This window comes from Cycloclasticus sp. PY97N, from assembly GCF_002443175.1.
Lineage (GTDB): Bacteria > Pseudomonadota > Gammaproteobacteria > Methylococcales > Cycloclasticaceae > Cycloclasticus > Cycloclasticus pugetii.
Map to the genome: position 1 here is coordinate 917,570 of NZ_CP023664.1, position 13,981 is coordinate 931,550.

General features: G+C 42.9%; 16 protein-coding genes. 6 read left to right on the forward strand and 10 right to left on the reverse strand.

What is annotated here, in order from left to right; genetic code table 11:
• The first annotated feature begins 7 nt into the window (after positions 1–7).
• Together tldD and pmbA are read left to right on the forward strand one after the other, a co-directional pair.
• A complete protein-coding gene (gene tldD, locus CPC19_RS04595) occupies positions 8–1,450 on the forward strand; it encodes a metalloprotease TldD (RefSeq protein WP_016389949.1) in 1,443 nt (480 codons plus the stop codon).
• The gene (pmbA, locus tag CPC19_RS04600) at positions 1,443–2,798 is read left to right on the forward strand and encodes a metalloprotease PmbA (RefSeq protein WP_015006454.1); all 1,356 of its coding nucleotides are present in this window, start codon (positions 1,443–1,445) and stop codon (positions 2,796–2,798) included. The genes tldD and pmbA overlap by 8 nt, the downstream gene beginning before the upstream one ends.
• A gap of 18 nt (positions 2,799–2,816) precedes the next feature.
• Here the strand turns inward: pmbA and mgtE are convergent, their stop codons facing one another.
• The 10 genes from mgtE to CPC19_RS04650 all read right to left on the reverse strand — a co-directional run bounded on the left by mgtE (position 2,817) and on the right by CPC19_RS04650 (position 11,338).
• Positions 2,817–4,175 carry a magnesium transporter gene (gene mgtE, locus CPC19_RS04605; protein ID WP_096910743.1) on the reverse strand — a complete coding sequence of 453 codons (1,359 nt, stop codon included), beginning with the start codon at positions 4,173–4,175 and terminating at the stop codon, positions 2,817–2,819.
• A 99-nt stretch (positions 4,176–4,274) separates the two neighbouring features.
• Positions 4,275–5,132 carry an RNase adapter RapZ gene (rapZ, locus tag CPC19_RS04610; RefSeq protein ID WP_016389951.1) on the reverse strand — a complete coding sequence of 286 codons (858 nt, stop codon included), beginning with the start codon at positions 5,130–5,132 and terminating at the stop codon, positions 4,275–4,277.
• 44 nt (positions 5,133–5,176) lie between these two features.
• On the reverse strand, positions 5,177–5,467 hold the full coding sequence (gene hpf, locus CPC19_RS04615; protein ID WP_015006451.1) for a ribosome hibernation-promoting factor, HPF/YfiA family: 291 nt from the start codon (positions 5,465–5,467) through the stop codon (positions 5,177–5,179).
• Between the two features lie 28 nt (positions 5,468–5,495).
• Complete coding sequence (locus CPC19_RS04620) at positions 5,496–6,944, reverse strand: RNA polymerase factor sigma-54 (RefSeq protein WP_016389953.1); 1,449 nt, start codon at positions 6,942–6,944, stop codon at positions 5,496–5,498.
• A 99-nt stretch (positions 6,945–7,043) separates the two neighbouring features.
• On the reverse strand, positions 7,044–7,769 hold the full coding sequence (gene lptB, locus CPC19_RS04625; RefSeq protein WP_015006449.1) for an LPS export ABC transporter ATP-binding protein: 726 nt from the start codon (positions 7,767–7,769) through the stop codon (positions 7,044–7,046).
• Positions 7,769–8,272, reverse strand: a complete 504-nt coding sequence (gene lptA / locus CPC19_RS04630; RefSeq protein WP_015006448.1) for a lipopolysaccharide transport periplasmic protein LptA — start codon at positions 8,270–8,272, stop codon at positions 7,769–7,771. Before lptA ends, lptB begins: the two co-directional genes overlap by 1 nt.
• On the reverse strand, positions 8,259–8,816 hold the full coding sequence (lptC, locus tag CPC19_RS04635; protein WP_016389954.1) for an LPS export ABC transporter periplasmic protein LptC: 558 nt from the start codon (positions 8,814–8,816) through the stop codon (positions 8,259–8,261). Before lptC ends, lptA begins: the two co-directional genes overlap by 14 nt.
• Positions 8,817–8,823: 7 nt before the next feature.
• Positions 8,824–9,363 (reverse strand): HAD family hydrolase, encoded by a 540-nt coding sequence (locus CPC19_RS04640; RefSeq protein WP_015006446.1) that lies wholly within the window; start codon positions 9,361–9,363, stop codon positions 8,824–8,826.
• Complete coding sequence (locus CPC19_RS04645; protein WP_016389955.1) at positions 9,360–10,340, reverse strand: KpsF/GutQ family sugar-phosphate isomerase; 981 nt, start codon at positions 10,338–10,340, stop codon at positions 9,360–9,362. The genes CPC19_RS04640 and CPC19_RS04645 overlap by 4 nt, the downstream gene beginning before the upstream one ends.
• 20 nt (positions 10,341–10,360) lie before the next feature.
• Positions 10,361–11,338, reverse strand: coding sequence for a calcium/sodium antiporter (locus CPC19_RS04650; RefSeq protein WP_016389956.1), 978 nt, complete (start codon positions 11,336–11,338; stop codon positions 10,361–10,363).
• A 298-nt stretch (positions 11,339–11,636) separates the two neighbouring features.
• Between CPC19_RS04650 and CPC19_RS04655 the strand changes: the two genes are divergently transcribed.
• From CPC19_RS04655 to CPC19_RS04670, 4 genes are read left to right on the forward strand one after another with little or no spacing between them, the layout of a single operon-like run.
• Positions 11,637–12,365, forward strand: coding sequence for an ABC transporter ATP-binding protein (locus tag CPC19_RS04655; RefSeq protein ID WP_015006443.1), 729 nt, complete (start codon positions 11,637–11,639; stop codon positions 12,363–12,365).
• A gap of 19 nt (positions 12,366–12,384) precedes the next feature.
• The gene (gene mlaE / locus CPC19_RS04660) at positions 12,385–13,167 is read left to right on the forward strand and encodes a lipid asymmetry maintenance ABC transporter permease subunit MlaE (protein ID WP_015006442.1); all 783 of its coding nucleotides are present in this window, start codon (positions 12,385–12,387) and stop codon (positions 13,165–13,167) included.
• 2 nt (positions 13,168–13,169) lie between these two features.
• On the forward strand, positions 13,170–13,634 hold the full coding sequence (mlaD, locus tag CPC19_RS04665; RefSeq protein WP_015006441.1) for an outer membrane lipid asymmetry maintenance protein MlaD: 465 nt from the start codon (positions 13,170–13,172) through the stop codon (positions 13,632–13,634).
• A 27-nt stretch (positions 13,635–13,661) separates the two neighbouring features.
• On the forward strand, positions 13,662–13,961 hold the full coding sequence (locus CPC19_RS04670) for a lipid asymmetry maintenance protein MlaB (RefSeq protein WP_015006440.1): 300 nt from the start codon (positions 13,662–13,664) through the stop codon (positions 13,959–13,961).
• Positions 13,962–13,981: the final 20 nt, after the last annotated feature.

The window sequence follows — 13,981 nt, forward strand, 5'->3', positions numbered from 1 at the left end:
AGACATTATGAGCGATTTAATTCAACAAGCAGAAAGTTTGATTCTTAAACCTGTCGGTTTATCAATTAACGATATAGACAATGTGATGGGGTCATTACTGTCGACTAACATTGATCAGGCAGATATTTACTTTCAATCGTCACGCAGTGAGTCGTGGGTTCTTGAAGATGGTATCGTGAAGGATGGCAATTACAATATAGAACAAGGCGTTGGTCTTCGAGCGGTGAGCGGGGAAAAAACAGGTTTTGCCTACAGTGAGGAACTAACACTGCCGAATATGTTAGCCGCCGCGAACAGCGTCAAAGCAATAGCGAGTGGGGGACGTTCGGGTATTTTAAAGGCTACTATGTTCAATGATATGCCTAGCTTGTATGCACCCATTGACCCATTAAATACCATGACTCGTGAAGAGAAAGTGGCTTTATTAAAACGTATTGATCAGCAAACACGTCAATTGGATGCACGTATTGAACAAGTCGTTATTAGTTTGGTGGGTGTTTACGAAGTTGTACTGGTGGCAACGGATGACGGCAGTCTAAGCAGCGATATCCGACCCTTAGTAAGAATGAATGTGTCAGTTATCATAGAAGAAAATGGGCGACGTGAACAAGGTGGTTCGGGTGGTGGCGCGCGACAAGGTTATGAATACTTCTTAGAAGAAGATCGAGCAATGACTTATGCAAGAGAGGCTGTGCGTTTAGCGCAGGTTAACTTAGAAGCAGTTGAGGCTCCAGCAGGTACCATGACAGTCGTATTAGGGCCTGGTTGGCCGGGGATTCTCCTACACGAAGCAATAGGCCATGGCTTAGAGGGCGATTTTAACCGCAAAGGCAGCTCAGCGTTTAGTGGACGAATTGGTGAAAAGGTGGCCTCGCCATTATGCACTGTGGTGGATGATGGAACGTTGGAAGGTCGGCGTGGTTCACTGTCGGTGGATGATGAAGGTACTAAGACGGCGTGTACAACATTAATTGAAAATGGTGTATTGAAGGGCTATATGCACGATAAAATGAATGCGCGCCTGATGGGGCATGCAGCAACTGGAAACGGCCGACGTGAGTCATATGCACATTTACCAATGCCTAGAATGACAAATACTTATATGTTGCCGGGTAAAAGTGAGCCAGCTGAGATAGTGTCATCGGTAAAAAATGGCTTGTATGCAGTCAATTTTGCAGGGGGGCAGGTGGATATTACCTCGGGTAAGTTTGTGTTTTCAGCCAGCGAAGCCTACTTAATTGAAAACGGAAAAATAACCCAACCTGTCAAAGGCGCAACGTTAATTGGTAATGGCCCAGATGTCTTGAACAAAGTCAGCATGGTGGGGAATGATCTCAAATTAGATCAAGGGGTTGGAACCTGCGGTAAAGAAGGTCAAAGTGTTCCGGTTGGAGTCGGCCAGCCAACACTAAAAATTGATGGCTTGACAGTAGGAGGGACGCATGCCTAAGTCAGTGGATACATCAACTAACAGTGAACAAAAAACGGAGCAATTGAAAAATATTGCAGCCGATATTTTATTAGAAGCAAAAAAACAGGGTGCAGACCAAGTAGAAACGGCTATTAGTGTTGGGCAAGGCCTTTCTGTGAATGCACGCTTGGGGGAAGTTGAAACGATAGAGCATCATCGTGATCAGGGTATTGGTATTACCGTTTATAAGGGCCATAAGAAGGGCTCTGCTAGTTCCACAAAATTGGATTCTGCGGCAATTAAAGAAATGGTGTCTGCAGCGTGTGCAATTGCGAAGTATGCTGAAGAAGATCCATTTTCTGGGCTGCCAGAACAGCAGTATTTGGCAACAACTTTTCCTGACTTATCGTTATATCACCCATGGACTATTAGTGCGGATGAAGCCATTGAAATGGCGGTAAGGTGTGAAGATGCCGCACGTTTTTATGATAAAGACATTAGCAACTCAGAGGGTGCCAGTATTCAAACATTTGAGGGCACCCGTGTGCTAGCCAATAGCCTTGGGTTTAATCATGGTTATCCGGCTAGTCGCCATAGCATGAGCTGCTCAGTTATTGGTGAACGTAATGGAACTATGCAGCGCGATTATTGGTACACCGTTGCTCGTCAGGCTAGTGCAATGGATGATGCTAAAAAAGTAGGTGAAATGGCGTCTAAAAGAACCATAAACCGTCTTGGAGCTAAAGCCATTAGCACTAGAAAAAGCCCTATTATGTTTGCTGCTGAAGTCAGCGGTGGCCTGATCGGCCATTTTATATCAGCCATTAGAGGTGGAAATTTATATCGCAAATCATCATTTCTTTTGGACAGTTTAGGTCAGCAAGTTTTTCCTTCATTTATTGATATTTATGAGCAGCCTTTGTTAGCTCAAGCAATGGGTAGTGCAACGTATGATTCTGAAGGTGTGGCCACATCGGCAAGGAACATTGTTAAAGCAGGCGTAGTCGAAGGTTATGTTTTAAGTAGTTACTCAGCGCGTAAGCTAGGGATGAAAACCACGGCTAATGCTGGTGGCGTACATAATTTGACCGTTAAGTCCGGTGAGCTGGATTTTAATGGCATGCTTAAAGAAATGAATACAGGCTTGCTAGTGACTGAATTGATAGGTCAGGGAGTGAATACAATGACCGGTGACTACTCCAGAGGAGCCGCAGGTTTTTGGGTTGAAAATGGGGTCATCCAGTTCCCAGTAGAAGAGGTGACGATAGCGGGTAATTTAAAAGATATTTATCAATCTATTGTTGCTGTGGGTAATGATGTAGACCTTAGAGGGAATACGCGGACAGGGTCTATTTTAGTTAGTGAAATGACCATTGCTGGTTCGTAAGTCAGCGTTTGGACTGATTTAAATTAGAAAAACGGTTGCGAGGCCCAAGAAAGAAAAGAAGCCGATAACGTCGGTGACCGTCGTCAGAATAACGCCCCCAGCAATAGCTGGGTCTATATTCATTTTCTTTAGCGTTAACGGAATGGTGGCGCCGGCCAGTGCAGCAACGATTAAGTTAATAACCAAAGCGACACCAATCAAAAGGCCGAGGGATTGGCTTTGAAACCAAAACCCAGTTATTGCGGCGACAACGCAAGCCCATAGAATACCATTTAAACTGCCGACGGCTAATTCTTTCCATAATAGCCAACGAGCATTGGTAGTGCCAATTTGATTCAGTGCAATGCCTCGTATTACCAGCATTAATGTTTGGCTACCGGCAATTCCACCCATACTGGCAACAATTGGCATAAGAACCGCAAGGGCAACGACCTGTTCAATGGTTGCTGCAAATATACCGATAACCCAAGCGGCTAGAAAAGCGGTGAATAAATTAATTCCTAGCCAAACTGCACGACGTTTAGCGCTCCTTGTGACAGGTGCAAACATGTCATCATCTTCATCTAGACCGGCTAAGCTTAACAAGGAGCGATCGGCTTCATCACGAATAACATCAACAACATCATCAACGGTAATGCGCCCAAGTAATCGATTGTCCTCATCAACAACAGGCGCTGAAACGAGGTTGTAATCTTCGAAGAATAGGGCCACCTCATTAGCAGATAAGGTAGGCAGTAAGGCTTTTTGGTCAGTGATCATGGTGTTGCTCACCGACTCTTTAGAATTGGTTGTCAGTAAGTCTGAGATGTTCAAAATACCTAAATAACGATCATCTCTATCGACAACAAATAATTTGTCAGTATTCGCCGGTAATTCACTGCGTTGTCTTAGGTACCTTAAAACCACACCAAGATCCACATTTGGGCGAATAGTGACCATGTCAGGGTTCATTACCCCCCCCGCGCTATCCTCATCATAAGACATGACAGACTGTAGTCGTCGTCGGTCTTGGTTTGACATGGCACGGACAACCTGATGCAAAACAACCTTCGGAAGGTCTTCAAAAATATCAGCCAGATCATCAGTATCTAGTGAGCCGACAGCTGCAACTAAGTCGTCTTCATCGGTATGTTCGATAAGCCCTAGGCGTACCTCATCATTTACTTCAACTAAAATGTCACCGGCTAGTTCAGGGTTGGTAAGCTCCCAGACAATACGTCGGTTTTGTAGTGGTAGTGATTCGAGAAGGTTAGCTATTTCAGCAGGATGAAGTTCGTTTAGTTGGGCTTCAATTTTTGATAAAGCACCGCTGTCGAGGTTACCGGCGAGTAAACGTAGGTGCTCATGGGTGTTCTCATGTTGTGGAGAAGCTGACATATCAATAATAAAAATCAGGTACTGTAAACACCTAATATTCTAGCGTAATCATTTGTTGACTGCTTTGTTATTTATGCGAACTGTCAAGGCCGAATAGACTTAGGTTAATTCGCGGTGTCGAGTGATTACGTTAAGTGCTTGAGAAGTAAGGTATTTTGCTAACTTTTCTGTGAGGTAAACAGAGCGGTGTTGTCCACCGGTACAGCCTACAGCAATGGATAAATAATTACGGTTTGTATTGATAAACTCTGGCACCCAGCGAGTCAGGAATTTAGCGGTATCTTGAAGAAAATCTTGAACGAGTTGTTTATCATCTAGAAACTCGATAACAGGTTTGTCTAACCCGGTGAATTCACGCAAACTTGGTTCCCAATATGGGTTAGGGAGGCATCGAGCATCAAATACAAAGTCGACGTCATTGGGTGCCCCGTGTTTGTACCCAAAGGACATGACTTGAAGCGACAAACCTGTGCTGTTATCAAAGCTTACACGTTCACGAATGATTCCGCGTAACTCATGCACATTGCTGTGCGTTGTATCAATTTGGATGCTTGCATGACTTGAGATTAAGCTAAGTCGGTTAAGTTCTAAGTCTAGCGCCTCATCTAACGAGGTATTGCTGTCAGATAAGGGGTGTTTTCGTCGAGTTTCACTAAAACGCTTAATTAAACTGCCTTTACTGGCTCTAAGAAAGATAATGTCATAATCGATATTATTGCTTTTTAGTTGTTCAATAAAACCGCTGAACTGCTCCAAGGACGACGGGTCATTACGTGCATCGATGCCAACAGCGGCTTTGCTAAAGAGAGGTTTTTTTGAATCTGTCAGCAATGTTGCAAAATCTGATAATAAGGCAACAGGTAAATTATCCGTGCAGTAAAAACCGGCGTCTTCCAAGGTATCTAAAGTGACGCTTTTTCCTGATCCGGATAAACCACTAACGATAATAAATTTCATAATAAGTCAGTAAAAAGGCCGACGGTGAAGTCGGCCTTAATTAATTAGCGGTGAGCGTTAGTCTTTTCTTTGTGTTTTATAACTTGTCTATCTAACTTGTCAACCAAGTTGTCGATGGCTGCATACATGTTTTCTTGCGTATCTTCAGCAAAAATTTTTGAGCCGTTTAGCTGAATAGTCGCTTCTGCTTTTTGTTCAAGTTTTTCAACGGATAAAACAACATGTACATCGATAACTTTATCAAAATGACGTTTAATTTTACCAAATTTTGTATTTGTATATTCTCTAATTGCATCGGTAATTTCAACGTGGTGTCCAGATAGATCTAATTGCATATAACTCTCCTGTTTTGGTGGTAAAAAATCAAAGAATTCGCTTCCTTTGACTAGAAGGGGGTATTGAGATGGATTCGCGGTATTTGGCGATCGTTCTTCTCGCAACGTTAATGCCTTTTTCTCCCAGTATAACGGCAATTTTATTGTCGCTAAGAGGCTTTTTAGGGTTTTCGTTACTAACAAGTTCTTTAATAAAGGCTCGAATCGCAGTAGCGGAACACTCTCCACCTGTGTCAGTTGAAACATGGCTTGAAAAGAAATGCTTGAGTTCAAAAATACCGTTGGGTGTATGCATGTATTTGTTTGTCGTAACGCGTGAAATGGTTGATTCATGCATTTCAACGGTTTCAGCGATGTCACGTAATACCATCGGCTTCATGGCGATAGCGCCATGCTCAAGGAATTCATGCTGCCGGTTAACAATTTCTTGTGCGACTAACATCAACGTTTCATTTCTGCTTTGTAGGCTTTTTAAAAACCAACGCGCTTCTTGCAAGTGGTTTTTCATGGCCTGAGTGTCGGTGCTTTTATCGCCGTGTTTAATCAGCGTTTGGTAATAAGGATTAATACGAATATTTGTCGCGATCTCTCCATTGATAGAAACCTGCCAGCGACCTTTTACTTTGTTAACATAAACATCAGGTGTGACGTATTCGGTACTGGTTTCTTCAACACCTGACCCTGGTCGTGGATCGAGCTGCTGAATAAGAGCAATAATCTGCCCTAATGTATCGTCATCAACGCCCATCTGGCGTTTAAGTTTTGTACTATCTTGAGAGCCAAGTGCTGGCATACAGTTGCTGACCAGTTCGATAGCAAGTGACAAAAACGGCGTATTTTCTGGCAGTTGCTTTAATTGAATGAGCAAGCAATCTTGTAAATCAAGTGCTCCAACACCTATGGGGTCGAATGACTGCACTTTATGTAAAACAGCAATAACTTCATCTAGATCTAAATTGTCTAGTTGCTCTGACAGGTATTGGTGAATAAGCTCAGGGCTTGAATTTAGATAACCGTTGTCGTTGATACTGTCGATAATGGTGGTGGCTATGACGCGGTCAGTATCTGAGAAATTGGTTAACTCCATCTGCCACGTCAGGTGATCATGTAAAGTCTGCTTAGCAGAATTGATACTACCAGGGTCAGGGGCGATACTGTCTGAAGCTTGATTAAGTCCGGGTGAGGGGGTTAGGTCGTAAATGTCATCCCATGAAGTGTCGACGGCTAACTCGTCAGGTAGAAGGTCCTGTGAACCTTCGCTGGTTTTTTCATCGGCGGGGAGATTTTTCTTGTCTGTAGCATCTTGATTAGCAGGAAGCTCTTCGTCCGGAACTTCCAACATCATATTGCCATCTAGGACGGTTTGGATTTCTTGTTGAAGCTCTACTGTCGATAATTGCAGCAAGCGAATAGCCTGTTGCAATTGAGGGGTCATTGTTAAATGCTGACCTATTCGAAGCTGTAATGACTGCTTCATTTATACCGCCTGTTGTACAAAAGAATTAAAAACTTGCTGACATCTCATGTTGTAAGTTTAGCCCATATTTCAACAAAAAGAATGACTTTTAATTGGAAATTACATGCGAAATTCATGCCCTAGATAAACGTCCCGTACCTCGCGGTGTTCTAAGATATCTTCAGCTGATCCTTCGGTGATAACACGACCATTATTTAGGATGTATGCACGATCACAAGTACCTAGGGTTTCCCTAACATTATGGTCGGTAATGAGGACACCGATATCTCGTTCGGTCAAGTGATGGATGATTTTTTGAATATCAATAACAGAGATGGGGTCAACGCCGGCAAAAGGCTCATCTAACAATACAAAACGAGGTTCAGTGGCTAGCGCACGGGCTATTTCTAATCGGCGTCTTTCACCGCCAGAAAGTGCTAAGGCATTTTGAGTACGTAATTGATCGATTGCAAACTCATTTAATAACTCATCAAGAACCAGTTCTTGCTGGCCGGGTGAGAGTGTTTTTCGTGTTTGTAGAACGGCGCGAATATTGTCTTCTACGCTTAATTTTCTAAAAATAGAGGCTTCTTGTGGTAAATAGCCAAGACCCTGACGTGCGCGAACATGCATAGGGCTTTGAGTAATGTTTTCGTCATCAAGAAAGACATCGCCACTGTCAGGTTTAATGAGGCCAACGGTTATGTAAAAAGAGGTTGTTTTGCCTGCACCATTTGGGCCTAATAAACCAACAACTTCACCACTTTTTACGTTAATACTAACGTTATCAACAACTTTTCTATTATTGAATTGTTTGCAGATATTATGTGTTTTTAAGGTGCTCATTATTTTTTTGCAGGCTCTAAGGTTACTTTTACACGTTTAGAGCCTGCTTTTTTATCACCTGCTTTGACGATAGAGCGCTTGCTGTCGTATTCAATTCGATCGCTGGCGAAGGTGTTACCGTTTTGCCATAAAGTGGCATCGTCTAATAGCACCAAAGTGTCTTTGGTTACCAAGTAGTTAAACCGATTAGCTTCACCTCGAATAAGTCCTTGGTTACCATCAGGTTGTTGTTTGAATTTAACTGGGTTTCCAATGGCAATAACTTTATCGGTGGTACCGCGAACGCCATAAATGGTGACTTTATCAGCTATAATTTCCATGCTGCCTTGGGTGATAATAACGTTACCAGAATAGACGGTAATTTTTTTCGCGTCATCTAAATTAAAGTTATCGGCCTCAACCTCTACCGGTTTTTGTTTATCTGTACTGAGCGCCCACAAGGGTGTTGTCACTGAGATTAATGTCAGTGTTAAAAAAAGAAGCGTTTGTTTAGTTGATTTCATGGCGGCCTCGAACTTGTTCTAGTATTTTAATATTAATGGGTTCTCGAAAGTGGGCACGTAAGCCCATGCCTTCAATGGCGTTAGTGCCAGATTTTATTTTCACAAACTCATCGGTTTCTGCAAAATCGTTGGGCAATTGAATGCGTAGATTATGCGTGTCGATTTCAAGTGGCGCAATATTTTTTAATGCCTCTCGTCTGATGTTTACGGCACCATTGAGTAAAACAAGTTCACCGTCTGAAGATAAATAACCAGTCTCCGAATTAATGTGTAAATCAGGTTTGTCTGGTGAATACATGGTCATGATAGGGCGAGTAAGCTCGGTGCTGTCGTCATCAACAAAATGTTGCATGTATTCTGCTTTTATTCGTTGTTTTGGTTCGCCCGATAAGGTCATGCTGAGGGCTTCAAAATGCTTTAAAAAATAATCAATTTTATGGCCTGGTTTTGTCGTTTGTACAGGCGCTTCTGGCTCTTGTGTGAAGGCAATCCACCAAGTGCCAGCGGCAAATAGAGCCAAGGCAAGGACTTTAAGGGGTTTCATTAGGGTGTTAGGTGTCACAGAACAGTTGCACAGAAGGCGTGAGTTTGTCTTGAATGCTTAAAATAGTATCACAGACTTCTCGAGCGGCACCGTGTCCCCCGAGTCGTTCTGTTTGGCCTTGGCAGTATCCAAGTATGGAAGGGTTTGCGTCTTTAACGGCAATGGCTAAGCGAGTTCGTGTCATTAGCGCTAAGTCGGGTAAGTCGTCACCAACGTGCGCCACTTGATTTGGGGTAATGTTAAGTTTTTTTAGTAAATGGTTAAACGCGGCGGTTTTGTTTTCTTGGCCTTGGTAAATATTTGTCACGCCAAGGTTTTTCATTCTTTGCTCGACAAGGGGGGATGAGCGGCCAGAAATAACGGCAACATCGATACCATTTTGCTGGAGTAGTTTTAAGCCTTGTCCATCTTGTGCATGAAAAGATTTGTACTCATTGCCTTTTAGGTCAAAAAACAATTTTCCGTCTGTTAACACCCCATCGACATCAAAAATAACGCATCGGATATCTTGTGCCCGTTGCTGAAAATCATCAGTTAGCTCAATCATGATAGCCCTGCTTTTAGCATATCGTGCATATTAAGAGCGCCAACCAGTTGGTTGTTATCGGTGACCAATAATGCGTTAATTTTTTTATCTTGCATCAGTTGTAAGGCCTCGACGGCCAGTTGTGTTGAGCTAATAGTCGCGCCTCCACGGGTCATCACTTGTTTGATTTCAGTGCCGTGGATGTCAATATTATTTTCAAGCATGCGTCGTAAATCGCCATCGGTGAAAATACCGGTTAAATCACCTTGTTGGTTTGTAATAGCCGTCATTCCTAATTTTTTTTCTGTCATTTCAAGCAAGGCGGCGCTTACCGGCGCTGTTTCTTCAGTGATTGGAATATCATCACCCTGATGCATAATGTCACTAACATGAAGTAATAGACGCCTTCCTAGACTGCCGCCTGGGTGTGAAAGAGCGAAGTCCGCTTCGGTAAAGCCGCGTGCCTCAAGTAACGCAATGGCCAAGGCGTCGCCCATAACCAACGCAGCTGTGGTGCTGGAGGTAGGCGCAAGGCCCAATGGGCAAGCTTCTTTAGCAACACTGGCATTAATGGGTGCGTCAGAAAGGCTTGCTAAGGTTGAACTTGGATTGCCTGTGATAGAAATGAGTGGAATGCCTAAACGTTTAAGAATGGGTAAAATGGTGAGCACTTCTCCGGTTTCGCCTGAATTTGAAAGCGCTAAAGCCACATCGTTTTTAGTGATCATGCCAAGATCGCCATGGCTGGCTTCCCCTGGGTGAATGAAAAAAGCAGGTGTTCCGGTGCTGGCTAGCGTGGCAGCAATTTTATTACCAATATGGCCTGATTTTCCCATACCGATGACGACAACTTTGCCGTCACATTTAAGCATCAGTTCACACGCATCGATAAAATGTTCGTCAATGTGTCCGGCGAGATTAGCAATAGCGTCTGCTTCGGTTTGTACAACGGCCAAGCCTAGTTGCTTAAGTTGAGTTCGATGATGGTTATCAGGCATTAGGTCGGTGTTCAGTTGTGCTAAATTCCAAGAGTATCTAAGTATACCTTGCTAAGGTAGGCGACAAAAAATAGCATAAAAACCCCACCTTTAAAACGGTTGATCTTAGGTTGGCCATTAAAACTATATGAAAAAATGAATAGGCATAAAGTAAAGCCAAGCATAATGGGGAGGTCGCGTGAAACGAGCTGTGGATCTACATTGCCAGGGTGAAGAAGCCCAGGCAAACATAAGACAGCTAATAAGTTGAAGGCATTCGACCCAATAATGTTTCCTACAGCAAGATCAGGCTCTTTTTTAATAACGCTCATAATAGAAGCTGCTAATTCTGGCAAGCTAGTTCCTATGGCGATAATGGTTAATCCAATGACTAAATCACTAACACCAAAGAGGATGGCAATATTGACGGCTGCCCAAACTAGTAGTTTTGAACTAATAATGAGGATAGTAAGACCGATGATGACATAAAAAGAGGCAGTCTTTGTACTTAGGTCGCTTGGGATTTCGTCATCAAACTCGGCTGCTAAGATGTCTTTTTTTTGCTGCTTGTTCTGTTGAGCGCTGCGTAATAACCAGTAAAGGAAAGCAATGAGCCCAGCAAATAAAATAAGTCCGTCAAATCTTGATAGGTGGCCATCAACGAGTAAAAGGTAACTGATTATAGAGATGACCAATAAAATAGGTAGTTCGCGTTTAAGTAAAGATGACTTTATCAAAATGGGGCTGATTAACGCGGTAACACCGAGTACTAGACCAATATTAGCGATATTTGAGCCAACGGCATTGCCTGTTGCAAGACCAGTGTTGCCTTGAACAGAGGCTATTCCAGCAACCAACATTTCAGGGGCCGAAGTGCCCAAGCCAATGATGGTGAGACCTATAATTAACGGCGATATTCCAATATTTCGCGCAATAGCGGAAGTGCCCTTAACAAAATAATCAGCAGAAAAAATTAAAAAGAAAAAGCCTGCAAGCAGCGCAACAGAAAATACAAGCATAAGATTAAGGTAAGGAGAATAGGTTAAGTTAACGCGAAATTTATTGTCGCATAAAAAGTGGATAGTTTAAGCGAAAAAAACAATTGGGTTTTAAAAGATTGCGCCATAAATAGTGAAAGTTCGGATTGACGTGCATTGATAAGGTAGGGACAATGCCTGATTTATTTTATCTTCAATAACGCTGATAATAGTGTTGAAAGAAACTAGGGAAACGTCATTGACGGAAACGACTTCATTAATAAAAGTTAGAGATGTCCATTTTTCTCGCGGATCAAAGCTTATCTTTGATGGCGTAGATATGGATATTCAGCGTGGAAAAGTCACGGCCATTATGGGGCCTAGTGGGACAGGAAAGACTACCTTGTTGAAGTTAATTGGTGGTCAGTTGAAACCTTCATCTGGTTCTATTGAAGTAGATGGGCAGAATGTTCATCAGCTAAAACATAAGCACCTTTATCAACTGCGTAAAAAAATGGGAATGCTGTTTCAAAGTGGTGCATTGCTAACGGATATTTCGGTGTTTGACAATGTGGCGTTTCCGCTACGTGAACACACTCAGCTTCCCGAGTCGTTAATTCGCCATTTAGTATTAATGAAGTTAAATGCGGTTGGTTTGCGCGGCGCAAGGGATATGATGCCGGCCGAGTTGTCCGGTGGTATGGCGCGACGTGTTGCATTGGCTCGAGCTATTGCACTAGACCCAATGATGATTATGTACGATGAGCCATTTACTGGACAAGACCCCATTTCGATGGGTGTGTTGGTGCAGTTAATTCGCTTGTTGAATAATGCATTAGGCCTATCGAGTATTGTGGTGTCACATGATGTGAAAGAAACCTGTGCCATTGCAGACTATGTTTATCTGGTATCAAAGGGCAAAGTGGTTGAGCACGGCTCGCCGGAGCAATTAGCACAATCAGACTCTGAATGGACGCAACAGTTTATGCAGGGAATGGCTGATGGGCCTGTTCCTTTTCATTATGCAGCCAAAGAGTATGCAAAAGATTTAATGGGAATAGAGACGTGAGAATGAAGGTGACTTTAGCATGCTAGATTATTTGCAACGCTTAGGGGCTGCATCATTGAGTATGCTTGAGCGTTTGGGTCGAGGATCTGTTTTTTTTGTTAACATTTTGCTGAGCATCCCAAGTGTTTTGATGCGGCCGCGATTGTTAATTGCACAGATGTATTCGGTTGGTGTGCTGAGTTTTTCCTTGATTATTATTTCAGGGGTTTTTGTCGGTATGGTGCTGGCATTACAAGGGTTTTATACGCTGTCAGACTTTGGCGCAGAAGGCATGCTGGGCGTCATGGTTGCCGCGTCACTGGTTAGAGAGTTAGGCCCAGTGGTAACGGCATTGTTATTTGCTGGTCGTGCGGGGTCAGCACTAACCGCAGAAATTGGTTTAATGAAAGCCACTGAGCAATTGTCTGGAATGGAGATGATGGCTGTTGACCCAGTCAAAAGGGTGATGGCGCCACGTTTCTTGGCAGGTTTGCTTTCAATGCCTATTTTAGCGACATTGTTTAGTGCGGTTGGTGTTTTAGGTGGATACTTTATCGGCGTTGGCTTGCTTGGCATTGACGAAGGGGGTTTTTGGTCTCAAATGCAGGCTAAGATTGATTTCAACGAAGACATTATTAATGGCTTAATTAAAAGTGTAGTGTTTGGTTGGGTAGTCACATGGATTGCTATTTTTGAAGGTTATGATGCGGTGCCTACTTCTGAAGGAGTGGGGAGAGCAACAACGAGAACGGTTGTTCACTCTGCATTTGCTATTTTATTGTTAGATTTTATTTTAACTGCATTGATGTTTGGAGATATCTAGGTATGCACATATCAAGATCGATTGAGATTTTAGTAGGTTTTTTTGTAGCCATTGGCTTTGTTGCGATGTTTTTCTTGTCTATGGAAGTGAGCAATTTAAGCAATGCAAATAGTGACGAAGGTTACGATGTTATTGCTAACTTTGAAAATATTGGTAGCCTAAAAGTGCGTGCGCCAGTATCAATGGCTGGCGTCAACATAGGCCGAGTAAAGGCGATTGATTTTGACCCAGACTCATTTGAGGCTGTTGTCACGATGAAGATCGATGCAAAGTACAATCAATTACCTTCTGACAGTAATGCGAGTATTTTAACAGCAGGCTTGTTGGGTGAGCAGTTTGTTGGGCTTGAGCCTGGTGGTGAAGAAGAAGTACTTGTTCACGGCAGTCAACTTGAGATGACGCAATCAGCGTTAGTGCTTGAACAGATTATTGGTCAATTTTTGTTTAGCAGTAGCTCCGAAGAATAATAAGTTTTCAGCAGGCTGGATTTATCAATGAGTAATGCAAGACTAGAGCAAAATGATGAAGGTGTAATATGTGTTTCAGGTACCTTAGGGTTTGATCATGTTGCGGCGTTGTTATTAGCGTCTGAGCCGTTTTTTGCCGGTCAGGCTGACCTAGCGTTTAACTTAAACTCAGTTGAAAAAACAGACAGCGCAGGCTTGGCTTTATTGGTTGAGTGGATGGCCATGGCGCAGAGGTCTGGTCAGGGTATTTGTTTTCAAGAAATACCTGAGCAAATGTTAGAAATCGCCCGAGTTAGTGGTCTTGATGGAATTCTGCCAATCGTTTAGTGGCGTTAGTAAATATAATA

What these genes read in the sequence shown, in the direction of transcription:
- tldD (WP_016389949.1), top strand. Translation starts at nt 8, where the DNA reads ATGAGCGATTTAATTCAACAAGCAGAAAGTTTGATTCTTAAACCTGTC.
- pmbA (WP_015006454.1), top strand. Translation starts at nt 1,443, where the DNA reads ATGCCTAAGTCAGTGGATACATCAACTAACAGTGAACAAAAAACGGAG.
- mgtE (WP_096910743.1), bottom strand. Translation starts at nt 4,175, where the DNA reads ATGTCAGCTTCTCCACAACATGAGAACACCCATGAGCACCTACGTTTA.
- rapZ (WP_016389951.1), bottom strand. Translation starts at nt 5,132, where the DNA reads ATGAAATTTATTATCGTTAGTGGTTTATCCGGATCAGGAAAAAGCGTC.
- hpf (WP_015006451.1), bottom strand. Translation starts at nt 5,467, where the DNA reads ATGCAATTAGATCTATCTGGACACCACGTTGAAATTACCGATGCAATT.
- CPC19_RS04620 (WP_016389953.1), bottom strand. Translation starts at nt 6,944, where the DNA reads ATGAAGCAGTCATTACAGCTTCGAATAGGTCAGCATTTAACAATGACC.
- lptB (WP_015006449.1), bottom strand. Translation starts at nt 7,769, where the DNA reads ATGAGCACCTTAAAAACACATAATATCTGCAAACAATTCAATAATAGA.
- lptA (WP_015006448.1), bottom strand. Translation starts at nt 8,272, where the DNA reads ATGAAATCAACTAAACAAACGCTTCTTTTTTTAACACTGACATTAATC.
- lptC (WP_016389954.1), bottom strand. Translation starts at nt 8,816, where the DNA reads ATGAAACCCCTTAAAGTCCTTGCCTTGGCTCTATTTGCCGCTGGCACT.
- CPC19_RS04640 (WP_015006446.1), bottom strand. Translation starts at nt 9,363, where the DNA reads ATGATTGAGCTAACTGATGATTTTCAGCAACGGGCACAAGATATCCGA.
- CPC19_RS04645 (WP_016389955.1), bottom strand. Translation starts at nt 10,340, where the DNA reads ATGCCTGATAACCATCATCGAACTCAACTTAAGCAACTAGGCTTGGCC.
- CPC19_RS04650 (WP_016389956.1), bottom strand. Translation starts at nt 11,338, where the DNA reads ATGCTTGTATTTTCTGTTGCGCTGCTTGCAGGCTTTTTCTTTTTAATT.
- CPC19_RS04655 (WP_015006443.1), top strand. Translation starts at nt 11,637, where the DNA reads ATGGATATTCAGCGTGGAAAAGTCACGGCCATTATGGGGCCTAGTGGG.
- mlaE (WP_015006442.1), top strand. Translation starts at nt 12,385, where the DNA reads ATGCTAGATTATTTGCAACGCTTAGGGGCTGCATCATTGAGTATGCTT.
- mlaD (WP_015006441.1), top strand. Translation starts at nt 13,170, where the DNA reads ATGCACATATCAAGATCGATTGAGATTTTAGTAGGTTTTTTTGTAGCC.
- CPC19_RS04670 (WP_015006440.1), top strand. Translation starts at nt 13,662, where the DNA reads ATGAGTAATGCAAGACTAGAGCAAAATGATGAAGGTGTAATATGTGTT.